The 25121-nt window shown below is 36.0% G+C and carries 25 protein-coding genes and 1 pseudogene; 5 read left to right on the plus strand and 21 right to left on the minus strand.

Going from position 1 to position 25121, the window contains the following annotated elements; all coding sequences use genetic code 11:
- Positions 1-74: 74 nt before the first annotated feature.
- The 3 genes from BM121_RS14000 to BM121_RS14010 all read right to left on the minus strand — a co-directional run bounded on the left by BM121_RS14000 (position 75) and on the right by BM121_RS14010 (position 2111).
- Complete coding sequence (locus BM121_RS14000; RefSeq protein ID WP_091484269.1) at positions 75-743, minus strand: PspA/IM30 family protein; 669 nt, start codon at positions 741-743, stop codon at positions 75-77.
- A gap of 19 nt (positions 744-762) precedes the next feature.
- Complete coding sequence (locus BM121_RS14005) at positions 763-1272, minus strand: DUF4178 domain-containing protein (protein WP_091484270.1); 510 nt, start codon at positions 1270-1272, stop codon at positions 763-765.
- A gap of 86 nt (positions 1273-1358) precedes the next feature.
- A complete protein-coding gene (locus tag BM121_RS14010; RefSeq protein ID WP_091484271.1) occupies positions 1359-2111 on the minus strand; it encodes an SDR family oxidoreductase in 753 nt (250 codons plus the stop codon).
- 213 nt (positions 2112-2324) lie between these two features.
- Here BM121_RS14010 and BM121_RS14015 point away from each other — a divergent pair, with 213 nt between their 5' ends.
- Positions 2325-2768 (plus strand): universal stress protein, encoded by a 444-nt coding sequence (locus BM121_RS14015; protein WP_091484272.1) that lies wholly within the window; start codon positions 2325-2327, stop codon positions 2766-2768.
- Between the two features lie 302 nt (positions 2769-3070).
- On the opposite strand, the gene BM121_RS14020 is transcribed toward BM121_RS14015, so the two are convergent.
- The 7 genes from BM121_RS14020 to BM121_RS14050 all read right to left on the minus strand — a co-directional run bounded on the left by BM121_RS14020 (position 3071) and on the right by BM121_RS14050 (position 9617).
- Positions 3071-4054 carry a phosphotransferase gene (locus BM121_RS14020; protein ID WP_091484273.1) on the minus strand — a complete coding sequence of 328 codons (984 nt, stop codon included), beginning with the start codon at positions 4052-4054 and terminating at the stop codon, positions 3071-3073.
- 184 nt (positions 4055-4238) lie between these two features.
- Entirely contained in the window at positions 4239-4979 is a 741-nt protein-coding gene (locus tag BM121_RS14025) for a class I SAM-dependent methyltransferase (RefSeq protein ID WP_091484274.1), read from the minus strand.
- 225 nt (positions 4980-5204) lie between these two features.
- Positions 5205-5873 (minus strand): HAD family hydrolase, encoded by a 669-nt coding sequence (locus tag BM121_RS14030; RefSeq protein WP_091484275.1) that lies wholly within the window; start codon positions 5871-5873, stop codon positions 5205-5207.
- A gap of 352 nt (positions 5874-6225) precedes the next feature.
- Positions 6226-7413 carry an acetate kinase gene (locus BM121_RS14035; RefSeq protein WP_091484345.1) on the minus strand — a complete coding sequence of 396 codons (1188 nt, stop codon included), beginning with the start codon at positions 7411-7413 and terminating at the stop codon, positions 6226-6228.
- 151 nt (positions 7414-7564) lie between these two features.
- Entirely contained in the window at positions 7565-8542 is a 978-nt protein-coding gene (locus tag BM121_RS14040; protein ID WP_091484276.1) for a class I SAM-dependent methyltransferase, read from the minus strand.
- Positions 8543-8629: 87 nt separating this feature from the next.
- The gene (gene ytfJ / locus BM121_RS14045) at positions 8630-9091 is read right to left on the minus strand and encodes a GerW family sporulation protein (protein ID WP_091484277.1); all 462 of its coding nucleotides are present in this window, start codon (positions 9089-9091) and stop codon (positions 8630-8632) included.
- A complete protein-coding gene (locus tag BM121_RS14050; protein WP_091484278.1) occupies positions 9081-9617 on the minus strand; it encodes a hypothetical protein in 537 nt (178 codons plus the stop codon). Before BM121_RS14050 ends, ytfJ begins: the two co-directional genes overlap by 11 nt.
- 153 nt (positions 9618-9770) lie before the next feature.
- Between BM121_RS14050 and BM121_RS14055 the strand changes: the two genes are divergently transcribed.
- Positions 9771-10571: an NAD kinase gene (locus BM121_RS14055; protein WP_091484279.1), complete on the plus strand. Its 801-nt coding sequence runs from the start codon at positions 9771-9773 to the stop codon at positions 10569-10571.
- Positions 10572-10762: 191 nt separating this feature from the next.
- Here BM121_RS14055 and BM121_RS14060 read toward each other — a convergent pair whose 3' ends face one another.
- The 6 genes from BM121_RS14060 to ezrA all read right to left on the minus strand — a co-directional run bounded on the left by BM121_RS14060 (position 10763) and on the right by ezrA (position 17334).
- Positions 10763-12358, minus strand: coding sequence for an amidohydrolase (locus BM121_RS14060; protein WP_091484280.1), 1596 nt, complete (start codon positions 12356-12358; stop codon positions 10763-10765).
- 108 nt (positions 12359-12466) lie between these two features.
- Positions 12467-12673 carry an alpha/beta-type small acid-soluble spore protein gene (locus BM121_RS14065; protein WP_091484281.1) on the minus strand — a complete coding sequence of 69 codons (207 nt, stop codon included), beginning with the start codon at positions 12671-12673 and terminating at the stop codon, positions 12467-12469.
- 98 nt (positions 12674-12771) lie between these two features.
- A complete protein-coding gene (gene thiI / locus BM121_RS14070) occupies positions 12772-13974 on the minus strand; it encodes a tRNA uracil 4-sulfurtransferase ThiI (protein ID WP_091484282.1) in 1203 nt (400 codons plus the stop codon).
- A gap of 6 nt (positions 13975-13980) precedes the next feature.
- Positions 13981-15123, minus strand: coding sequence for a cysteine desulfurase family protein (locus BM121_RS14075; protein WP_091484283.1), 1143 nt, complete (start codon positions 15121-15123; stop codon positions 13981-13983).
- A 143-nt stretch (positions 15124-15266) separates the two neighbouring features.
- On the minus strand, positions 15267-15605 hold the full coding sequence (locus BM121_RS14080) for a hypothetical protein (RefSeq protein WP_091484284.1): 339 nt from the start codon (positions 15603-15605) through the stop codon (positions 15267-15269).
- A 22-nt stretch (positions 15606-15627) separates the two neighbouring features.
- On the minus strand, positions 15628-17334 hold the full coding sequence (gene ezrA / locus BM121_RS14085; protein ID WP_091484285.1) for a septation ring formation regulator EzrA: 1707 nt from the start codon (positions 17332-17334) through the stop codon (positions 15628-15630).
- Between the two features lie 252 nt (positions 17335-17586).
- Between ezrA and BM121_RS14090 the strand changes: the two genes are divergently transcribed.
- From BM121_RS14090 to BM121_RS14100, 3 genes and pseudogenes are all read left to right on the plus strand, one after another.
- Positions 17587-18066 carry a GAF domain-containing protein gene (locus tag BM121_RS14090; protein WP_091484286.1) on the plus strand — a complete coding sequence of 160 codons (480 nt, stop codon included), beginning with the start codon at positions 17587-17589 and terminating at the stop codon, positions 18064-18066.
- A gap of 271 nt (positions 18067-18337) precedes the next feature.
- Complete coding sequence (rpsD, locus tag BM121_RS14095) at positions 18338-18940, plus strand: 30S ribosomal protein S4 (RefSeq protein ID WP_091484287.1); 603 nt, start codon at positions 18338-18340, stop codon at positions 18938-18940.
- A gap of 218 nt (positions 18941-19158) precedes the next feature.
- Positions 19159-19293: pseudogene (locus BM121_RS14100) on the plus strand (IS3 family transposase); the annotation flags it as partial.
- Between the two features lie 118 nt (positions 19294-19411).
- On the opposite strand, the gene BM121_RS14105 reads toward BM121_RS14100, so the two are convergent.
- From BM121_RS14105 to BM121_RS14125, 5 genes are all read right to left on the minus strand, one after another.
- On the minus strand, positions 19412-20032 hold the full coding sequence (locus BM121_RS14105) for a YesL family protein (protein WP_091484288.1): 621 nt from the start codon (positions 20030-20032) through the stop codon (positions 19412-19414).
- 181 nt (positions 20033-20213) lie between these two features.
- Positions 20214-21359 carry a DUF2264 domain-containing protein gene (locus BM121_RS14110; RefSeq protein ID WP_091484289.1) on the minus strand — a complete coding sequence of 382 codons (1146 nt, stop codon included), beginning with the start codon at positions 21357-21359 and terminating at the stop codon, positions 20214-20216.
- A gap of 113 nt (positions 21360-21472) precedes the next feature.
- Positions 21473-22351, minus strand: a complete 879-nt coding sequence (locus tag BM121_RS14115) for a carbohydrate ABC transporter permease (protein WP_425432240.1) — start codon at positions 22349-22351, stop codon at positions 21473-21475.
- 9 nt (positions 22352-22360) lie between these two features.
- Positions 22361-23278, minus strand: a complete 918-nt coding sequence (locus tag BM121_RS14120) for an ABC transporter permease (protein WP_091484346.1) — start codon at positions 23276-23278, stop codon at positions 22361-22363.
- 140 nt (positions 23279-23418) lie between these two features.
- The gene (locus BM121_RS14125) at positions 23419-25044 is read right to left on the minus strand and encodes an extracellular solute-binding protein (RefSeq protein ID WP_091484291.1); all 1626 of its coding nucleotides are present in this window, start codon (positions 25042-25044) and stop codon (positions 23419-23421) included.
- Between the last annotated feature and the right edge of the window lie 77 nt (positions 25045-25121).

Raw genomic sequence — 25121 nt, forward strand, 5'->3', positions numbered from 1 at the left:
GTGAGTGTCCCAAAAGCTAGTTCACGTAAATACGTAAACTAACTTATGGAACAACCCACCATACCTGCTATTTGTTACTCTTTACCTAATTTCTTTTTAAGAGCTGTTAGTTCGTCATCGACATCATTTTTGTCTAATTCTTCAAATTCATCATCAAGTGACTTGCTTGCAGAAGATAAATCTTCACTTGTATCTGCTTCTGATTCAAATTGAAGAACTTTTTCCTCCATACGTTCAAACCCTTGTTTCGAAGCATCATTACCAATAGACGACATCGTACGGTTCATTTTCGTACGAGTTTTTGCTGATTCTGCTCTTGCTTTTAAAGAATCTTTCTTCAGTTGCATTTGTTGATATTCTTTTTTCATATCATCTAATTTTTCACGTAGCTGATCAGCATCACGTTTAGCGCGTTCCCAAGATTCACGTAGCGTATTTGCTTGTGTTTCTTGTTCATTTTTGTCTTCTAATGCACGACGAGCAAGATCTTCGTTACCAGCTTCAATAGCTTTTTCTGCTTGCTCTTGACGTTTTTCCACTAGTGCTTGCGCATCATCTGACTTTCTTTTTAACATTTTTTCATTAGCGATTTGTTTGGCTACTGCCGATTCTACTTCTCTAATATCAGATTCCATATCACGCATAAACTGGTCCAGCATTTTCACCGGATCTTCTGCCTTATCTAACATAGAATTCAATTCTGAACTAACCACTGTTTTTACACGATTGAAAAATTGAAACATAATAAACTCCTCCTAATATTTAATGTGAACCTGCAATAATTTTAACTTCATAATTCTCAATTGGATAACCAATGCTTGCTTCTACTTCACTATCCCACTCTTCCAAACTGATAAAAGATTCTTCATCTGTATCACAATACTCTGCATAGCGAATACGTTGACCTGTAAGCGAACTGCTTCTTCCCTCACCAGTCACTTCAGCTTGCCCACTTTCATCTAGAGAGTAGTTTTTGTTATTAAATACGAATTTGTTAGGGAAATTATTGGCTTCAGGAAGTTGGATTTTCTCATAGATTCCTAACTCTAATTCATCATCCATCTCCGCAGCTAACCAAAGTATATTAGTTTCTCCTAACAGCTGGTAACTATACCATGTATAATTGCTTTGCCGGTACGTAATTTTACCAACTACCTCATAATCAGCTAAATCATATTCAACAATATCCCCCACTTCTATTGAAAGCAAATCTCTTTTTCTAACTGATGCCTTCTTTTCCTTTTTATTAAAGAACTTTGAAAAGAAACCCAAGTGGTGCACCTCATTTCTTCCTCTAATGGGTTGTTATATTTTAATACGAACTAGTTCAAAAAAAGGTTTCAATTTTCTAAAAAAAATTACCGATGTTGATGAATAACATCTAATCCACCTGTAACATCTACAACTGTACCTGTTACCATATCTGCATCCTCTTCACACAAAAACATTACCGTTCGCGCTATATCTTCACCCGTTCCAGAACGTCCAATTGGTGTGTTGGGATCTTCGATTTTCCTACTTTCCTTGATCGATGTCTCCTTCATCTCTCCGACAATGTCGCCAGGACATACCATATTCGATGTAATACCATTCTCAGCTTCTTCATATGCGATAGACTTTGTTAACGATACTAACCCCACCTTCGCAGCAGAAAAGCCGGCTCGACTTACCCATCCAGCTGCAGTATTAGCACTCTGGAAGCCATAATTTACAATCCTTCCAAAATGTTGATCTCGCATTGCTGGTATCGTTAATTTTAACATATAATAAACAGCATCTAAATTGCCACGAATCATTTGATTCCATTCCTCATCAGTATGATCCATTAATTTTTTTCTCTCAAATATAAATGGTCCCGCATTATTTATTAAATAGTCAATGGTACCAAACCTTTCCACGGCTTTTTTAACTGCCTTCGTTAAGTCATCTTTATTACAGACATCAGCTTGCATAATTTCTATCGATGCTTCCGGAAATTTTTCTAACATCTCTTTCGCTCGCTGATGATCACGGAAATATGTAATGGAAACAGCATGTCCTTTTTTGATAAATGCCTCTGTTACTTTCAACCCTAAGCCTTTTGTTCCAGCCGTAATAAAGGCGTGCCCCATGTTTTTTCCTCCTTACGTACTTCTCTGTCATCTTCTATGTTACATGATTGGCTTACTTTTTTCTATTATTGTGTAGCATAGTTTTGTTTTAGGGTACAGGTTTTAGACATAGCTACTAGTGGTATATGACTAATAAGAATAATTTATTCTTATTTTCACATGTAAACGGATACATGATATACTGAAACTATAGATGTGAAGGGAGAGATAGTAATGGCATTTGAATATAGTCGTATTTTAGTAGCAGTGGATGGGTCTGATGCCTCAGAGCTAGCATTTAAGAAAGCAGTTGATATTGTCTTAAGAAATGATGCAAAAATGTTTTTAGCACATGTGATTGATACAAGAACCATTACAACTGTGGCACCAGAAGTTTATGATCAAACACTTGCAGCTCGCTCCGAAAATTATGCTCAAACTCTACTTGATGAATATACAGATAAAGCAAATAAAAAAGGAATAACAAATATTACTACACATGTAGAAATTGGCTCTCCAAAAATTAAAATTCCAAAAGATCTCTCTAAAAAATTTGAAGCAGACTTGATTATTTGTGGGGCAACCGGAATGAATGCAGTTGAAAGGTTTTTAATTGGAAGTGTTTCAGAAAGCGTCACCCGATATGCATCATGTGATGTGTTGGTTGTAAGAAGTTAAAAGTTTACAGAAAACGAGGTTGAGACAAAAGAGTAATTAAACAGGAAAAATCTGAACATTAATGCCTGAGCAAATTTACCACTTCGGCAAAATACTTCGCTTTCCTTGGGCACGGATTCAGCTAGTGGGAGTTCCAACAGGAGCCTGCGTATTTTGCCTACGCTAAGTTCAGATTGTTCGGATTCTCCTTTTTCCTATTTAGTTATGTCCCAGCCTCGTTTTTATCGCGTCTATTGTACATCTTTTGTCTAACTTCTTCAACTTACACCCCACTAATCCCGAACCAATATAGACGATGGCTATTATATACGAGAATCAGTAATAAATTCCAATGCACTTCGTGAATGATGATCGGCTAGACCATGTGCAAATTGTTTATCCGGAAATCCTCGATGTAGTAGCTTCAAACCACCTGAGATTAACGAGATATGGTGGTGAAATCGATAAAATAACATCCTGTTATAATCAAGAGTATCATTCTTTAGAAATCGGTAAAAATCCCCAAAGCGAAACTCTAAAAAGCTATGTTCATGTTCGATATCAAAGAACATTGCTCCTTCAATATCAATCAAAAAGGGATCAAGTTCATCATTAACCAAAACATGGTCAGGGCCTAGTTCTCCGTGTATAAATCCATACTGTGTTCTGGGTTTAATTTTTGATTCAAGCTCATACAAAGTATCGAGTAATTTACTTTGATTAGCTCTGATGTGTTCAAGATATTGAGAGGAATAAGATAATTGTTCTTTTGCATTCTCCATTTGCAACAGATGACAACTTTCTGTATAAACACCCTCATAATTTAATTTCCCATAAGATTTTTTATTATTGGTGTGCATGCGGGCCAGCATATCGCCCAACTTCTGAAACAAGTTATCTTGAACCTTGGAGTCTGAATGATGAAAAAAAACTTCTGCTTTGTTACCAGCCACATATTCAACGAGAGCATAATCAAAAGGGTAACGCATTTTTTCTGTATTTAAATCATATAGAGCAGGAGTTCTAATACCCTTTTGGATTAAATATTGGTAATTTAATTCAAATAAATCACTACCATCAGAACGTTCATTTATATCTAAATTTGTTTGCTCTTCTTGAAAATAATTCGAAGCAGGATCCCATATATATAAAATGCAGGAAAATCCATTACTAAAATCAAGCTTATAAACTACCTTTTGTGTACCCCCGTTTATTTTCGATATCCTCACAACAAAATAATCAGAACCAAAAACCTTCTTTACATAATCCTGTAAATCAGCATAATCGAGATGACAAGTAACTTCCATTTACCAACACTCCTTTTCTCAATTTTGTTCTTGAACTCAACTATACAATTTATTTTTCAGAAAATATAGACTATTTGTTATGATGTTGAATAGGATCCTGATAAAAATTGACATAACTAAACGCCATTGGGTATAAAATCCAATGGCGTTTTTTTGAGCATATTTATCTTATCCATTGCTAATGTTAGCGTAACATTCTTGATTTAATAACAATAAAAGATGGTCTTCTTCTTTCATTTACTAACTTAGGCATTTTCTCTAATCCAGATGGAATGGACTGTGGTTCAATAATCTTCTCTAATATAAATCCATTGTCTATAAGGGTATTTATTAAGGTGGAAATTGTTCGATGATAAACAATCACTCCATCAACATACCAATTATGCTCCCTCTTTCCTTCTTCCTGATAATTGTCTAATGCCCAATGTAATTTCTCTCCGTTACTGTCCTTCATCCAATTGTTCTCCTCATTTCGGGCAGTTACAATAGGGTGTTCAGTTGAAAATATAAACTCTCCATTCTCATGTAATAAACTTCTTACCTTCACAATCAGTTTTGTGTAATCTTCTATATAGTGTACTGCTAAAGAGCTTATAATTAAGTCGAATTTTTGATTATGTAATTCTAAATCTTCTATTGGTGAACATATATATTCTATTTTCTTATCCCCGTTTTCTTTTTTAGCCTGCTCTATCATATTTCTTGAAATATCCACACCTATAACCTTTGATGCACCGTTCTCGATACAATACTTTGCAAACTGACCAGTCCCACAACCTAAGTCTAATATTGTTTTATTTTTGAGAGTAGAAATGGCTGATTTTATTGCTGGTTGTTCAACAAAATCATTATATGTTACTCCACTTTCACGCAAAGAAATATACTCTCTAAAGAAAACAGGATTGTCATAAATATTTTGCTTCAATAGTTTCCCCTCCAATATTGTTATCTTGCAAAAATTAGTCCCACAAATCAGTACAATAAATAACTTTTCCCTAATATCTCAATAACTCCTCAACTCTATATTAAAAAATATTATCGGAATTTTTAGCAAAAAAACGACCAATGTATGGGTCGTCTTGTTGGATTCTAGCACCCGTTTAGTCTTTCCTCTGGTTCTCATGTGTATCTTGGAAATATAAATAAGTAATTATTTTGTCACGTTGCTCCCCATCAAAATATCTTTTAACTGATTAACATTATTAACAATATGAGTAGGGTTGGAATGACTCAATTCTTCAAATGAACCATACCCGTAAGTAACTCCAATAGAATCAATTCCCGTATTTCTTGCCCCAATAATATCGTGCTTTCTGTCTCCAACCATTATAAAGTCACTAAGCTTATGTTCATTATATTTATCTAGTATGTATTGAATAATTTCAGTTTTTGACGATCTTGTTCCATCCAGATTACTGCCTACAATAAGTTTAAAATATTGGTCAATATTAAAATACTTTAGTATTTGCTTAGCAAAAACAGTAGGCTTTGAAGTTGCTACAACTAAAGTAATCCCTTGTTCTTCTAACGTTTTTAAAAGTAAGGGAATATTTGAATATAACTCATTCTCAAACATCCCCACTTCCGTAAACCTCTCCCTATATAAATCTATCGCTTTTTCTGTATACGCCTCATCAAAATTGTAATATTCAGCAAATGACAGGTGCAAAGGTGGTCCTATAAAACATTTCAGTCTATCGATATCACGCTCAACAATGTTCATTTGATGTAACGCATATTGAACAGATTTAGTTATTCCTACCTTTGGATCTGATAGTGTGCCGTCTAAATCAAATAAAATTACTTTATAACTAGCCATGTAAAACTCCCCCTTTTAGTAACTTAATTTCCTATAAGCGGTGTAGAACTCAAATTTAGCTGTTAACTCAAATAAGTGATTTTTCGTAATCTTTCTTCATTTTAACATGACTATAAAAAAATCCTCTTCAGGAAAATTTCTACTTTAATCACTAGGTTCTAGCATCATCAATTGTATAAACTTTCTTATTTGTTTTCATGTCGTGCTTTTTCTTTTTCTTAATTGTTGTTTTTTAACAATTTAAAAACCGACCTCCTTCTATGCATTTTTAATTACATAGAAAAAAATCGGTTAAAATTTAGTAATGGTTAGCAAGTTGTATTTTTACAACTCATAAAATAATATATCCATTTTATGACGTTAATCGAATGGCATCTCTGGCAATCATAACTTCCTCATTGGTCGGTATGACGATTACTTTTACAGGTGAATGTGGATAGTTAACAAATGTTTCTTTTCCACGAATGTTGTTCAGGCTCTGATCCCAGTAAACACCCATAAATTCTAGTCCTTTTAATACACGTTCACGAATAGTTATACTGTTTTCTCCTACACCTGCAGTAAAGATGATTGCGTCCACACCGTGCATTCTTGCTGCATATGAACCAATGTATTTATGGATTCTCTCCGCAAATACTTGAAGTGCTAATTCTGCACGCTTGTCACCTTGTTCGGCTTTCTCCTGGATATCTCTTAAATCACTAGAAAATCCAGACAGAGCCAGCATACCACTTTTCTTATTCAAAACATTCATCACTTCTGAAGCAGATTGACCGGTTTTCTCCATTATATATGGAATTAAGGCTGGATCAATATTTCCAGATCTTGTCCCCATTGTAACACCAGCTAAAGGTGTAAAACCCATAGAAGTATCAATGGACTTGCCTTTTTCAATCGCCGCAATACTTGCACCGTTTCCTAAGTGACAAGATAAGAGACGCAACTGTTCCAAAGGTACACCCATTAAGTCTGAAGCACGTTCTGAGACGTATTTATGTGACGTACCATGAAATCCATATTTACGAATACCATATTTTTGATAATATTCATATGGTAGACTATATAAATATGATTGCTCTGGCATTGTTTGGTGAAATGCTGTATCAAACACTGCAACAGAAGGTACTTCCGGTAGCACTTCACGGAAAGCACGAATACCTGTCAAGTTTGCCGGATTATGCAACGGCGCTAGATCAGATACCTCTTCAATTTCCTCAATTACATTATTAGTAATCACTACGGAATCATTAAACTTCTCTCCACCATGTACAACACGGTGTCCAATACCATCTATTTCATCCAAACTTTTAATCACACCAAATGATGTTAATTTTTCAAGTAATAGCTTAACAGCTACGGCATGATCAGGGATATCTCGTGTTTCTTCATCTTCTTTATCATCAAATTCGATAGTAAAAACGGAATCTGCAATTCCAATTCGTTCAACAAGTCCTTTTGACAACACTTTTTCTTCAGGCATTTCAATTAGTTGAAATTTTAGTGAAGAACTTCCAGCGTTAACAGCTAAAATTTTACGCAACATTTTCAATCCTTTCATTCGTTCATTTACTTCTTCTGACTAGCGATCTGTTCAACATTCCATATCCATTTAAACACCGTCAGAATAAGTTTGCAACCGGAATATCAAATGGTAACGTTTGCTTCCTAATATTTTTATTTTCTGACTTTTCTTATTTTTCTGATTTAAACCAGTCGTCTATTTTTTTAAGGATATTTTGTGTTGCATGGACATCTTTAAATGATGGTAATTGAGCCATTAATGTTTCCTTTGGTGGTTTTGTGTCTTTACCCTGCTTCTGTAAAACTAATATACTTTTAGCATGTTGTTCGGAAGAAAACATTGATAATGGTAATTGCAACATTGCTAGTATATGGGCATTATGGCGTAAATACTTTTGTAATTTATCACTTTGTTCACTAGTAAAAAGAAAATTAGGAATTAAAAATAATAAGTAACCTGCCTCTTTTGTGTACATCATGCTTTGCTCAATAAATAAATGATGGGAAAACGCATGTCCCTCATCAGCATTTAATTCAAATTTTGCTGCTTGCTCATCATTTGGGTAATATCCGACAGGTAAGTCTGCTACAACTGTATCAACTGGTTCTAATAATAATGGAGTCAAACTATCTTGATGAAAATATTCAACTGCTACTTTCTGCAGGTTCGCACTTTCTACTGCAAGTTGAATTAATGTCGGATCAATTTCACTTCCATATCCCGTAACATCCGCTTCTACTTGATTGATCACAGCAGTTAACAAATTCGCTGCACCGCTCGCTGGATCAAACAAACTAAATTGTTTTGTTTCAGGCATTAACTTTTGAATAAAATAGCCCATAAACATGGCTACAGAATCAGGTGTTACAACATGTTGATGTTGAGTAGATCCTTTCATCCCTTTGATTAAAGACAGCTGAATGACTTTTCTAATCGATTCACTTGTTATATCTTCATTTAAAAATGATTTTTTCAGTGATGCTAAACTTTCTTCCGTTTTTTGATTAGGCAAATCCAAAGGTTCTTCCGTTTGGATTGCACGTAAAGCAAAAATTAAACTTTCTAAATATGGTTCATTTTCCGTTTCTTCTATAGCAGATGTTAGTTGTTCTAAATCTGAAAAAGCTTTCTCTATATCAAATGACATCTTATGGCTCCCTCCATCAATATACAAAATGATTTCACTGCCTATTTATTATGAAGGCAGTGAAATCAAATTGTCTACTGAGAAGCATTATAAATCATTACCTTGCTGCTTTTCATCTTTTCTTTGTTTTAACATATCCAAAACTTGATCGATCACTTGTGGGCTTTTCTCTAATACTTTATCAAAAGGTCTTGAAGTTTCATTTAATGTCATAAGTTGGACACCTTGTTTATTTGCTATTAGGAATGCTGAGGGTATAATCGAAACACCTCCACCACTACCTCCACCAAACGGGATAATCGAATCTGATTGACTATCACCTTGTTGACCTTTTTGATCCTGTTGATCCTGTTGACCTCCTGGAACAAACTCACTACCACCAGCTGCAAAGCCAAACTTTACTTTTGATAAAGGAATGATCAAACTACCATCTGGAACCTCTATTGGTTTACCAATCGCTGTATCCACTTCGATTAATTGTTTCAAATTTTCCATCGTTAAATTCATAAATCCTTCTAACGGGTGTGCATTTTGATTATTATCTTCCACTATTTTCAGACTCCTTTCGTAATTTCTTCATTTTCTTTATTCCTTTGATAGTCTTACTCATTTTTACTGATATCATGCACTCACCTACTGATTGAAAAGTTTCTTGTTCAAAATCTGCTGATACATCGAGCTGAATGTGCCGTTTATTACTGTAATGGGACCTGATCCATTCAACTAATGTTATTATGGACACATATAAATAAGCTGTAATAGAAGGATCATATGTAGCAACAATAGTTTCTGTATCTATCTTTTCTATTTCCGATTTTTTTAGCACACTTTTTGCCAGGTGATACATCTCTTTCATCTCCGCATGATTATCCGTATCTAAAGACGGGAAATCTAACTCGGTGAGATCGATTGTCTCTTGATAAAGAGTGATATGCAATAAACTGACTTTAAATTGGACACATTTATCTTCTTCGTCCCATTGCCAGTCCATATATATGTAAACTCGAGATCGCGATAAAATAAACAGCATGATCATGAAAAGAAATATTATAATTATTAATAAGACAATCAGCATATTCTCACCTCATCCTTATTATTTACGAGAAAATACTAGAATAATCATAAAGTAGTAACAATCAACACAAAATAATCAAAGTTATCGATAGGATAGCTCAGGAAACCATGATAAGATGAGAAGGGATACATATGCTTGTTAGGAGGCAAGAAAATGGACAACAGAAGTAATTTATTTTTTTATTACAAGAAAAATAAGGATCTTATTAAAAAGTTGAAACCTTTATTCGAATATGTTGAAAGTCAAGGCTTTCAAATTGTAGAAGAATCAAAAGATGCTAATATTGTCATCAGCGTCGGTGGAGATGGTGAATTCCTACAAGCTGTCCGTCACACGCACTTTCGTCAGGATTGTTTATATGTAGGAATTACGCAGGCAGATGAATTAGGCTTGTACTGCGATTTTAATATTGATCAATATGATGAGATCGTGGATTCAATGATTAATGACAGTATCGAGGTTCGCCGCTTTCCGGTAATTGATGTAACCATCAATGGACAGTCAACGTTCCATTGTTTAAATGAAGCTGCTATTCGCTCAGCTATTATTAAAACGATTGTTATGGATGTATTTATTGATGATAATCATTTCGAGCGATTCCGTGGAGATGGATTAATTGTGGCGACTCCTACTGGAAGTACAGGTTATAATAAGTCAACTTCAGGCGCTGTTATTGACCCGAAAATCCCTTGTTTACAAGTAACGGAGCTTGCTTCTTTAAACAATAATCGCTATCGTACGTTGGGTTCTTCGTTTGTATTAAGTCAAGATCGAGTATTACGCCTCGAAGTGATACAGGATGGTAATGACTATCCGATTGTAGGGCTTGATAATGAAGCCTACTCAATAAGAAACATTCAAACGTTAACAATTCAGTTGAGTGATAAGCGAATTAAAACGGTGAAGTTGAAAAACAATTCCTTCTGGGATCGCGTCCAACGAACATTCCTTTAAGAAAAGCGCAAAACGCCCGTTTAGAAACGTAGTGGCTGGAGCGAATCAACTGAGATAAAGGAATCACGGTAAGCTTGCGAGCCGATGATGACTTATCGTAGGGTGATTCGTGAAGTCGCCTAGTTTTTGGGCGTTTGGAGCTAGACACCAGCGCAAATTTTATACTTTCTTGTCATAAAAAAACAGAGGTGCTATGCCTCTGTTTTTTCGTACATGATTTCTCCGTCTACGATGGTTGCTTTTACTTCTATTTCATGGAATAGGTCAGGATCGTGTTGGAACAGATCTCTTTCTAATATAGTGAAATCGGCTACATAGCCTGGCTTGATCAGGCCGCGGTCATGGACATGATTAATAACATATGCACTACCTTTGGTATATAAAGAAATCGCTTCAAATACGGAAAGCTTCTGATGACTGCCATATATTTGTCCATCCATATTTGATCTTCTTGTCACCGCTGCTTGCATTCCCAATAGCGGATTCACCTCTTCAATTGGCGCATCTGAACCACCAGCACAGGCAATACCGTTATTTAAATAAGTTTTCCATGGATAAGCAGCGTTTGTTCGACTGTCACCTAGCCTGTCCTTGACCCACGGGAAATCCGAAGCAACAAATGATGGCTGAATATCCAACACTACCGGGATTTTCTTTAATCTATCCAATAATTTATCATTCATAATTTGGGCATGAATGATTCGATCTTTTAAATCATTATCTAGTGGATACTTTTCAATACAAGTGACAATCTCCTCAACCGCCTTATCACCTATTGCATGCACAGCGACCGGATGCTGAAATTTTCGTGCTTTTTGAAAAAGAATCTCTAAATCTTGCCTCTTATGAATAGGGATTCCTGCATTTTCTGAGTCATCATGGTACGGTTCACTCAACCATGCAGTCCTGCCACCTAATGCACCATCTGAAAATATCTTCATGGCTCCAAGTGTGGTGAATTCTCCACCATCACCATATTGCAATCCCTGATCAAACATTTCATTAAATACAAGGTGATGAACTAATAAGTGTGCTCTAAATTTATACTTCTTAGGTAAAATTTGATGATATGCTTTCAATGTTCGTTTGAAGCCACCATAATAGGAAAGATCTTCACTATGTCCACCGACTAAACCTAAACGAAGTAGATCCTCTATTGCAACCTTGACTGTTTCCTCCAATTTCGATTCTGATATCGGGGGCATCATTTCCTTCACTAATTCCTGGGCTTGATCTAGTAAATATCCTGTCGGCTCTCCTGATCGATCTCGAATAATTTTCCCACCCTGTGGATCTTCTGTTTCAGTTGTTATCCCTGCTAATTCCAATACCTTAGAGTTAACAATAATCGCATGACGACATATTCGAGACAATATGATGGGATGCCCTCTCGAAATATCATCTAATTCTTTTTTATCCATAATTCTTGCATCTTGCCATTGATTTTCATTCCATCCATCTGCTATTAACCAGTCACCTGGTTTTAATTCCTCCACTTTTCTTTCTAAAGCTTGTAATACTTCTTTTGCAGACTTCATAGAGGATAAGTCTAGGTGTAGCAATTTTTCACCATGACCAATTATATGTAAATGACTATCGACAAACCCAGGGTACATTGTTGCCCCATCCATGTTATATTCTTCGTCTATTCTGTGCCTAAATGTATGGAGTAACTCCGACTTGTTACCAACTTCTATAATTGTTCCATCTTCTACATATACAGCTTCTGCTATCGATGTTTCATCTTCCATTGTATAAATTGTTCCACCATAAAAAAGTGTTCCCATTTCTATCACCTAGCCTAGCCTTATAATCTTCTGTTGATATGATATAACGATAGCAAAAAGTGTTCCATAAGAAAAGGATAGTGCTCTATAGCACTATCCTCGATTTTATTATTGATTTGCTTGTCCACCCATTTGTTGTTCAGCCATTTGTACAAGACGTTTTGTGATCTCTCCACCAACTGAACCATTAGCACGTGAAGTAGTATCAGCGCCTAAGTTTACACCAAATTCTTGTGCAATTTCAACTTTCATTTGGTCTAGAGCTTGGCTAACACCTGGAACTACTAGATTGTTTGAAGTGTTGTTATTCGCCATCTGCTTTCACCTCCTCTTGACTACATTACTATCATGAGCTTTTAGAGGTGAAATCATGCAAAATATTAACTGGTAGTTGTTGTTAAATCATCCAACTGTTAGAGTAAATCTTCCATTTCCTCTTCTTGTTTATTTTTTGCTTCAACCACAACAGTTTCAACCGATGACAAGATGTCCTGAATATCTTGGTCATATTCTACATTTACTTCAAATTGCTCTACCTTTTCCAATTTTGGTTTTGTTTTTGGCTGTTTAGGTACGAAAACCGTACAACAATCTTCAAACGGCCGGATAGAAATATCATACATGTCGATATCTTCCGAGATTCTTATGATTTCGTCTTTATCCATCGTAACTAACGGCCTGATCACAGGATAATTCGTTACTGCGTTAATGGCATGCATGCTCTCCATTGTCTGACTGGCTACCTGTCCAAGACTTTCACCAGTTATAAGCGATAAGATGCCTTCCTGTTTTGCAACTGCTTCACTAATACGCATCATCATTCTTCTCATCACTGTCATCGAATAACCATGTGGAATTTCACGGTGTATCTTCTGTTGCAACGCTGTAAAAGGCACAATATGCACTTTTATTGAATGGCCGTAAAATGTCAATTTTTCCGCTAAATCTAATACTTTCTCTTTTGCCCTTTCACTTGTATATGGTGGTGAGTGAAAGTGGATAGCTTCTAATTGAACACCACGTTTCATCGCTAAATAACCAGCTACAGGACTATCGATACCACCTGATAAAAGAAGTAAAGATTTCCCGGAGGAGCCTACTGGAAGACCGGTAGCACCTTGAATCTTTTTAGATGTTAAATAGGTTGCCTCAGGACGAATATCAACGGTGATTTCTAAGTCCGGTTGATGGACATCTACCGTGATATTTTCGGTATTTGCTAATAAATAACCGCCTAAAACCTGATTAAATTCTTGTGAACCAATAGGAAACTCTTTATTAGAACGCTTGGTTGATACTTTAAAGGTTCTGACATTCTCTGTTTCCGTTAAGAGATTAAGTGCTTGCTCTTTAATCGCTGTTTCATCATTCTCGACTTTGAGTGCCACACTCATATTTTGAATACCGAAAATCTTTCGGCATCTTGCCATTATCGCCTCAGGATCTTCTCCATTTAACACAATATACATTCGGTCACGTTTTTTGTCTACTTTAATCGCTGGAAAATTGCGCAATGCTTGACGAACATTATAAGCTAATTGAGTAGTAAACAGTTTTCTATTACGACCTTTCAATGTGAGTTCTCCATATCTAATCACTATATGATCAAATTGCATTGATATCTACCCCATTACTTCACTTAATTTTTTAATGACTTCCTTTATTTTTTGACAGAAAAACTCAATTTCTTTTTCTGTTGTCTCATAAGACATACTAACACGCAGGCCGGAAATTGCAATATCCCGGTCTTTACCACATGCAATCAGAACCGCACTTTCATCCGCACTCTTCGATGAACATGCAGACTTGGTGGAAATAAATATGTCAAAGTCCTCTAAAGCATGTATTACTACTTCTGGTTTTAATCCACGCACCGAAAAATTCACTATATGAGGCGCGCTATTTATTTTTGGTGTATTGATCACTACTCTATCCAGGCTGTGCAATTGTTCTATTAATACATTTTTCAGTGAAGTTAACTTTTCATCAAGCTTCGGTTGGTTTTCTTTAGCCAAACGCATCGCCTTCACTAATGAAACGATTCCGGCAACATTCTCCGTACCTGAACGTATTCTTCTTTCCTGACCACCACCATGTGCTAACGAAAACAACCTTACATTGTGCTTGACATAAAGAACTCCAGTCCCTTTCAATCCATGAATTTTATGACCGGATATCGTACATAAATCAATATGACACTCTTGAATGTCTAAAGCTACTTTTCCGTATCCTTGCACATGATCAACATGAAAAAAAGCTTTCGGATAATTTTGAACAACTTCTCCTATTTCCTTTATTGGCTGAATCATACCTATTTCATTATTTACATGCATGACAGAAACCAATATCGTATCTTCTCTCATCTCTTTCTTTAAGCTGTCTATTTCAATTAAACCTGACTGATCCACATCTAAATAAGTTACTTCAAAACCTAATGCTTCTAATCCCTGGCAAGTTTCGATAACAGACGGATGTTCAACAGAAGAGGTAATAATATGTTTCCCTCTATTTTGGTGTTCTAATGCAATACCTTTAATGGCTAGGTTATTACCTTCTGTACCTCCCGATGTAAAGATAATTTCATTAGGGTATACTTCCAACAAAGATGCAGCTTGTTCTCTCGATTTACGTAATAAACGCTCCGCATCCATCCCAATGCCATGAATCGATGATGCATTACCAAAGTATTGAGTAGAAGCTTTAGTAAAACTGTCTAATACTTGTGGATTTGGCTTTGTCGTAGCGCTGTTATCTAAATAAATCATCCTTAACCCCTCTTTTTTGATTAACATTGGCATATCTTATCATAATTTACCGATCATGCAAATAAGTTATGCCTGACAAAAGTTTGCTTTTACCAATAGAAAAGATATTCCTATATCAAAACAGGAATATCTTTCGACTTTTACTATTCAGTATCAATATCTAACTTCGACATTAATTCGTCGATGGAAACAGTATTGTCATCATTTAAATTTAGTGTGATGTTTGCTAAAGGTTGTTGAGCTTCCTGAGATTGTTGGGAATCAGCATCTGTATTATTCGTGTCCTCGTCTCGTTCTGAAAAATCGGGTATTTTCTTCGACCTAAATATAAAATCCGTCTGTTTGTAATCATGTTTATGTTGAACAGCCGCATGTTGATCAGCATATACGTAGTTTTTTTGCCCCAAATCCAAATAAAAGAATAATACAATGCTCCAGGTGGTGACTGTCACCACAGATAATGTGATTACTAACTTCTTCATGTCTTCCCACCTTTAATTATACCTAATTAGCCGTTTGTTGAAATGCTTTGTCCATTTCCTCTATTTTTGCCATGGCATTTGGATCAATATCTTCCAATGCTTTTACAACTGTTTCTAAGGCATTTTCGTATTTATAGTTTCTAAATAATTTTTCCGCTTCAGATAACTGGGCAGCTAATAATGGATGACCGCTTCGATATCGATTGCCATATTGAATCGCTAGTTCTACTAATCGTGCCTGATCCAGCAATAAATTCGTTTGTTCCACAAAATTATTAACTGATTTATTCGCTTCCGAAATACTATGTTGTACCTTTCCCATATCTAAAGGATGTTTTTGTAATTGATTCAGAACGAGTTCGCATTTTTCAACTGATTCTTCCAATGTATTGATGATAAAAGATGGAATACCTGGCATATTACTTTTCTGTAACTTCTTATCCGTATAGATTAATTGCTTCTTTAATGCTGCAATTTTTTCTTTTGCTTCCATTTCATCTTTTCTTAAATCTTTAATTTGCAATTGGAAGTCTTCTTGTGCTTTATCTAACTTATCAAGGTCTTCAGAGAATGTGTCAAGTTTATCTTTAATCTCCAAATGATTAGCTTTTCGATCTTCATAATCTTTTTCTATTTGTTCAAATTGATTTTCTGTTTTAGCAAGCCATTTCTCAATACTAAGAAACAACTCTAAATCGGCCTCTTCTAAATAGTATGTTTGTTGCAATTCCTTAATTTGAGTAGACGTACTTTCAACCTGCTGTTTAATATCAGTTAAATGTTGTCTCTCATTCGGAAATTGGCTTTCTACAATTGACTTTGCTTTCGCTTCTTTTTCCAATAACTGAAACATTTCGTTCAGACGCTCATCCATTTGTTCTAATGATTCTTGAATAGTATTTGTCTCACCGTTATCTAATTCTCTTATAGCGCTTTTTAACAGGTTTTCATATTGCTTTATTTCCTTTTCAAAACCGAACTGCTGAACCCGATAACCTTCTTCCTCCATTTCAGCCATTCCTCTAAGCAATTCTTTCATCTGCTCTGGAATTAGCTGTTTGCATTGACGATAGAGATCTGGAAATGCACTTATTCTTTCTTCAATATTTTCAATCTCGTCTTTTAACACCTCGATCAATTCTTGCGCTTCAATATAATTTCCATCATCTGTTAACATGGAATACTCTGATAATCGTTTATCCACCTTAGTTAATTCGGATTCAAAAACAATTTCCGCTCGCCCAAATTGCGTGCGATTATGTAATAAGTATTTCTTCAGTTCTTTTATTCTCGGATCTAATTCCTTGATTTCCTGTCGAACATATTGCTCTGAGTTAAGCAAATGATCAAGTTCTTTATACATGTCTTCAATATTACCTTCAATATTTTGCAAGGAATTTTCAACATGTTGCAGATTTTTCCTCGATGCAGTAATTCGAAATTTATCTGCCGCTTCTTCCGCGTCTAACAAGTATTCCTCCATATCAGGCAGTTCTCTTGTTAGAATGATATCCCAGCTTTCTTTCCAACTCTCAAATTTTTCTTGTGTTTCACCTGATAAATTCAGCTGTTTTACTTTGGCTAATTCTGACGTAACATGTCGATTCATAATATCCATCTTCCATGCTTCCAGTCGATCGACGTTATCATAGACCTTTTTCCTAAAGATTAGTCCAATAATAAGTAATACGATAATAATAAGAATTCCACCGATCACGAATTCCAACATAAGTAATCCTCCTTCAAACAACCGATAGCTTGTATATGTATAGTTAAATTTCCTTATATTTTGAGATAAATTTATTGTTACTAGCTATGATACCATGTTTCTACACCTTTTTGCTAAAAATTTTACTATTTTTGAATATTTTTATCGAAAACTGTATTTTCCTACTGTAAGCTTCATTATTTGTCACTTAAAAGAATGTGTTGTATGCTAATAAAAATTCATAAAAGTCAGAATGATGAGGAGTGAAGATATATGTTTGAAACGCAAGGTTATAATGGTGCTAAAGAAAAAAATTATCCAATAGTTATTAAACAATTAGATGCCCTTTTACAAGATGAACCGGATGTGATTGCTAATTTATCTAATGCATCGGCATTATTAAATCAATTCTTAGATGATGTTAACTGGGTTGGCTTTTATATGTGGAAAGACGACGAACTTGTATTGGGACCTTTCCAAGGATTACCGGCATGTGTACGAATTAAAAGTGGTAAAGGAGTATGTGGATCTGCTGTTGCTGAAAAGAAAACCAAACTAGTAGCAGATGTACACCAATTCCCTGGCCATATTGCTTGTGATGCTGCGAGCCAATCAGAAATTGTAGTTCCAATTATTAAAAATGGTGAAGTTTTCGGTGTGCTGGATATTGATAGCCCTAATAAAAATCGCTTCGATGAAACAGACCAGAAATATTTAGAACAATTCGTTCAAACTTTGGAAAAATATATTTAAAGAATCATATATATGTTGACATTCCTTCCCTATCATCATATAATGAACTTTGTGTAAAATTGTAGCCTATGTGAACCGCTGGCTGACCATTTTGTTCCTTACATTGGATCTTCAACTAATTCGTTGACGCCACCACATCCTGTGGAAGTGAGGTGCATCGTGTAACTCTCTGCTACTAGGGCGAGGATGCATGAAAACAAAATGGCTGTTGAGATAGGAACACTCTGTCTTATTTTATGCAAAATTCATATATAAAAGGAGAAGATGCACTATGTCTCGCTATACAGGTTCTGTATGGAAAAAGTCTCGTCGTCTTGGTATCTCATTAACAGGTACTGGTAAGGAGTTAGACAAACGTCCTTACGCACCAGGTCAACACGGACCTAATCAACGTCGTAAACTATCTGAATATGGTTTACAGTTACAAGAAAAACAAAAGCTACGTTTTATGTACGGAGTAAACGAACGTCAATTCCGTAATCTTTTTGATGCAGCTGGCGCAATGAAAGGTATTCACGGTGAGAACTTCATGATCCTTCTTGAATCTCGTCTTGATAACATTGTCTACCGTCTAGGTCTTGCACGTACTCGTCGTCAATCTCGTCAATTAGTAAACCATGGTCACATTACTGTAGACGGAGGTCGCGTTGACATTCCTTCTTACCAAGTAAAACCTGGTCAAGTAATTGGTGTTCGTGAAAAATCTCAAAACATTGATGCAATTAAAGAAGCGATTGAGGCTAACTCATTCACACCTGAATTCGTATCATTTGACGCAGACAAATTAGAAGGTACATTCACTCGCTTACCAGAGCGTTCTGAATTACCAGCAGAAATTAACGAACCACTTATCGTTGAGTTCTACTCTCGTTAAGAAAAATAACGTGCGAATAATTGCAAAAGAAGCCTTGTAACTGTTGTTATATCAACGTTCCAAGGCTTTTTTGTTTTATGTTTGCAAGATAATGCAAGTACTGTATTTATCTCTATGAATGTGCTTTTAAAAAGTTATATACTTCAATAATGTTAGTTTTAAATTTTTTGTTCCAATGAGTGTTAGAATCCCCAATAGAGTTAAATATTTCTTAATTTGAGTTTGTCAAAGGGGCATATTTTACTAATCAACACGAACTTGACCTTGAATTTTTTGATTACGTTCATTGGTTCAATTATATTCGATTTCATGGATCTCTAGATTATTTAACACCTACTGAATACAAGTTATGAACCTTTAAAAATTTGTTCGATTTAGTGTTGACATACCATCTTCCATCGCAATAATTTATCACGACACTAACCGTCAGGGGGGGAGAATCCCCCCTAATGATAGAAGTTTAACTTATATTTACACTTCATTATTATTCATTCTTGGCAAAGACATGGAGGAAATTTTCATAACTAGGAAGGCAAATATGCTAAATCCGCAAACTGGGATTAATCCGGGCATCCATCTTAATACATACATTAATGCCACAATGCTAACCATCATAAATATGGTATGGAAAGGTCTACCTATTATTAAGATAATCGTGTATTTAAAATAGCCTAAAATATTCGTGTCATAATGGACAAACACCGGAAAAATATACGTAAATAAAGCCATATATACCACTATTAATAGGAACACAATAATAAGAAGAAATTGATTCATTATGCCAGGGTCTAGTTGCTTCAGTATATATATATCCGCGAAAAGAATAGTCCCAATTATTAAAACGACAATACCTAAACAGTTGGATTTTACAAAATCTGATTTATAAGTACTCCAAAACAGTTGAAAGATAGGCACATCATCATCCTTTTGCATTACTAATTTCCTTATAACTGCAAATAAAGCTACGGTAGCTGGAAATAAGCCAAAAATCACCAAGCCTAGTAGTGTGAACATAAACCATAATATATTAAGAATTAAAAGCTTTAGAATCCAATTACCAAATCGCATATACCATTCAGGAAGTCCTGTCATTCGCTATCCCTACCTCGTTGTTGCTTTTATATTGTTACCATTTTCCATCTTTAGTCACTATAATGCGCATATCACTACAAGGTTCTTATCATCAAAAATACTTCCGCTTGTACTACCTGAAATAATTCCTAACTTACTCTTAAAATGTCAAAGGTTCGCGCTCTAATAAGACGGACGCCCTTTAGATAGCATGATCACTCGGGATTTCTTTACCTAACCATACTCGCTTAGCTGTCCATTCCATTGGGGGTTCACTCCAGAATGGGGCTGACTCGGGTAATCCTAACGGTAGTAATCCTGCCAGACACAAGTAAACACTACCTGTAGAAATATAACCTTCTCCGATTCCCGGTTGATGTCCGCAAAATCCAATTGTTAACCAGCCTGAATCGGTAAATGTTCCAGGCGCTTCTATTGTTCGCTTTATTACTTCGGTCAATGCACTCCTCACCTGCCCAGGTGGAAGCTGACTCGGTAAGTCATTTCGGAGTCCGTGCTGTGCTAACGTTTGAAAAACACCAAAACGATAGGCAAGTGACCTGCCCATAGGTGGAAATGTTCCCTCCGGAGAAATAGTTCGTTCTTGAATGACCGCATATCTCTGAGAACGAGCCAAAATGGCGCCCTTAAGTGCTTCCCACTCCTTGTACTCATGACCAACTGTTACTATCAAATCTACTAACATGGGCTGAATAACAAAGCTGTTATAATAATCATGGTGATACTCTGGGCCGTCACTATAGACCCCATCTCCTAAATACCATTGGTCAAATTGGCGAATGGCATAGTCGATTCGCATCGGATCCCAGTCTTTTTCTCCTACCTTGTATAAAAATGCTTCAATGATTGCTGAAAACAATAGCCAGTTTGAAAAGATTGGTTTTCTGGTTCTTGTTGCTTTCAACGCAGTAATGACATTCCTTTTCACCTTTGCATCAAGCTTTTCCCATAATTCATTAGGTGCTCTTAAGAAGGCATGCGCCAAAAAGGCAGTATCTACAATTGGCTGAAAATCATCAGAAAAATTCATATAATCTGGTGACTGTGGATCTGTTCCAGCATCTATTGCCGCTCTTGCTAATCCAGCATATTGAACACGGAGCTTTTCTTCCTCCTTATTTTCACACTCAAGTTCAAGCCATGGTGCCATACCAACTAATAAGCGTGCCATTGCTTCTAGATGGGCGAATTGTTCACGATTGGTGCCTTCTTTCATCTCGACTGGCATTTTCTTTTTTAATGTTCTATCCTTCAAGTTTATCAGGACAGGTTTTGCTATCTTCAACATTGAATGAAGCCAATATTCTCGCTCTTTATGGTTTGTCATGTTCACTTTTCCACCCTCTCCCTTTTGATCATCTCGTCCATTAGCAAAATAGATAGAATAAAGGCAATGGAAGTGTAAAGAATATTTACAGACTTCCACCAACCTTCAATAAACTAACCTTTTATTCCACCTATCATGACACCTTTCACAAAGTACTTTTGTAAAAAAGGGTACAAACAAAGAATTGGCAATGTGGCCACAACTATAGTTGCGTACTTAACAGTTTCACCTATCGGCATAGCGTCCACTGCACTTACCCCTGATGTCATACTGCTCGTATCATTTGCAATTAAGATTTCACGTAGTATCAGCTGTACTGGAAATAGTTCTCTGTCCTGCAAGAAAATCATCGCATGGAACCAGGAATTCCAATGAAACACACCATAGAACAAAACCATAACAGCGACAACCGGCATTGACAATGGAAGGATGATTCTAAACAAAATAGTAAAATCATTTGCACCATCTATCCGAGCAGATTCTTCTAAACTGTCTGGTATCCCCTGAAACGCTGTACGCATGATAATTAAATTAAATGCACTAATTGCTGTTGGCAGGATTAATGCCCAACGAGTATCAATCATGTTTAATTCGTTAACAAGCAAGTAAAGAGGAATTAGGCCACCTTCGAAAAACATGGTGAATACAATCATAAACATGATAAAGTTGCTCCACATCACATTTTTTCGTGAAAGTGCATAAGCTCCTAAAGATGTCAGAAGAATATTTACAGTCGTACCCACAATTACATAAAAGAATGTATTCAGGTAAGAAGTAACAATCATTGGATTTTTGAATACCATCTTATACGCTGCTATGGTAATTTCTTTTGGATAGAGCATAAGCCCCCTCGTTTGCGCAACATAAGTGGGATCACTCAATGACGCAAATAATATATAAAGTAATGGGTAGATTGTTACTAATGACAACAGGCAAAGAAATATTATATTCCCATAATCAAACAATCGCTCCCCCAGTGATTTCCTCATCATAAATCCCTCCTACCATAGTTTGGTGTCGCCAACTTTTCTTGCTATTGAGTTAGCTATAACTAATAGCGTAAAGGCTATCAACGCTTTAAACAACCCAACGGCAGCACTGTAACTGAAGTTACTTTCTAAGATACCTTTTCTGTACACATAAGTTCCAATTACATCAGCAGTTTCATAGGTTGTCGGATTATACATTAATAATATTTTTTCCTCACCTACTGTCATAAACTTACCAATTAACAAGATTAATAAGATGACAACTGTTGGCATAATCCCTGGTAATGTAATATGCCACATTTGCTTTAACCTGCCAGCACCATCTATTTTGGCTGCTTCATATAATGCTGGATCAACATTTGACATTGCAGCCAGGAAGATAATTGAACTCCAACCAACATTTTGCCAAATATCTGAGCTGATAAACAGTGTTCTAAACCAATCTGCTTCTCTCATAAAAGCAATTGGTTCACCCCCAAATAAAAAGACTAAAATGTCATTAACTACACCATCTCTTGCCATGAAATCAAATAATATACCGACGATAACAACTAACGAAACAAAGTGCGGCATGTATGTAATCGTTTGGACAGATCGCTTGAATATACCACCTCTTATTTCATTTAGTAATAATGCCAAAATAATACCTGCTGGAAAGGCAAATAATAAACTATAAAAACTAAGCAGAAGTGTATTCTTTAATAGTCGCCAAAAGAAGAAACTATTAAAAAACTCCTTAAAATGTTCAAAACCTACCCACGGACTTTGCAGAAAACCAAGTGCCGGTGTATAATCTTTAAATGCAATCTGCAACCCGTACATAGGACCATATTGAAAGATAATATAATATAGAACAACTGGAGAAACCATCAAGTAGATAACTTTATTTCTTTTAAAATCCTTGATTACTTTCTCCCCGAAGCTATTCATTTTATTTTTCGGCTTGGAGTTAAACGAAGTAACTTCCTTCTCCAATTTCGCCATTCCCTCCACCCCTCTCTCCTGATTTATGAATGTATAAATGCTGTCGTGCCAAAGATTTCTCCAGCACAACAGCATCAAACTTTAAATTATCTCGCCATATAACGATCTAAAGCTGCTTGTTGAAGCTCAATTGCTCTATTTATACCCATTCCTTCTAATGTTGCAACGAACTCGTCAAAATTATCTAATGGTTCATCTCCCATAATGAATCTTATAACGGTTTCGTCATAGTATGTGTCTAAATCACTCATAATGGAATTAAACTCATCACTCTCGTCAGAATTCATTGTGATAGGTGGCATATTGATGTTGTTTTCTGCTGTTTCCTCCCAGATCTCAATCGCTTCTTTTTGTGCAGGTAGGTCCAAGTACTGTTCCACATAACGGACATCTTGGATCATAGGGCCTCCATAATTTGCTCGAATGTATTTACCTAGGGCATTGGACATTGGTAAACCATCTGGATTATTCGTGATTTCCTCAGTATAAGTAGGATATCCATCAATCATTTCATAGCTTTCACCTTCAACACCGAAATTGAAAAGCATATGACCTTCCTCTGAGTATGCAAAATCCAACCATTTAGCAATTTCTTCTGGATTTTCAGCTTGACCCGAAATTGCTACACTGTGATATCCTTCATGTGGAAAGGCCTTTTGTGCTGTAGCAGCGATTCCACCTTCTTCTAGAGCTGGATGAGGGGTTGCTGAAAGTTCAAACGTAGGATGGTCTTCCATTAATCCCGTAAATCTACCAATACCGCCACCAGTATATCCAAATAAACTACCAAGCTGATCATTTGTAACCTTTGCATCCACTAATTTACCATCCATAGCAGCAAAGTCCGCATCAAGTAACCCCTCTTCATACCATCTGTTCATTGTTGTTAAGAACTCTTTGAATTCAGGTTGGATGGAACCATATTTAACAGTGCCGTTGTCGTTATAGAATTGAGCATGGATTCCGTATGCCCCAACAAATGGACCAATATTTTTGAAGTCATCTGGTTGAACCAATAGTGGAACCTCATCTTGTTCGCCATTTCCGTTAGGATCACCGGTTTTAAAAGCTTTTAAAACTTCTTCCCATTCTGCAATCGTAGTTGGAGTATCTAAATCAAGCGTATCTAACCAGTCTTGACGGATTATCATACCCATAAATACCATTAATTTTTCATCGCCACGGATAAAGGGGAACGTATAAATATTTCCTTCATCTGTTGTTACCGTTTTCTTAACTTCCGGATTTTCATTTAAATATTGATTAAGATTAGGCGCATAATCTTCAATTATTTCGTTTAAACGGATAATTGTACCATCCTCGATTGCATTATCCGGGCCTTTCGGAACAGTTCGCCAGTTGTACTCGATCATATCGGGTAACTTACCAGAAGCAAGCATCAAGTTAAATTGTTCCGTAATATCCGTACCTTCACCTGAAGGATGTTTAAATTCAATTGTTGTACCCGTAGTTTCTTCCATTACTTGATATGCTCTAACATCGTTAAGAGTCTGTGCTGTTTGAGCAGCATTGCCATTTAATTCTGCCCAATAAGTAAGTGACTCTGGATACCCAACTTCTGATGGATCCTTTAGTTCTGTTTCTTGCTCTGTTTCTTCACTAGATGTTCCATTATCAGAACACCCAACAATTAACGCAAAAAATAATAGTAGAAAAAATAGAACTGTTAACGCTTTCAAGTTATTTTGCATAATAATGACTCCTCCCCTTTTTCCTTGTTTTGTAAACTTGTTACGCTTTCATCATATGTCACAGCATAGATAATTGG

Source organism: Gracilibacillus orientalis (assembly GCF_900114645.1).
Lineage (GTDB): Bacteria > Bacillota > Bacilli > Bacillales > Amphibacillaceae > Gracilibacillus > Gracilibacillus orientalis.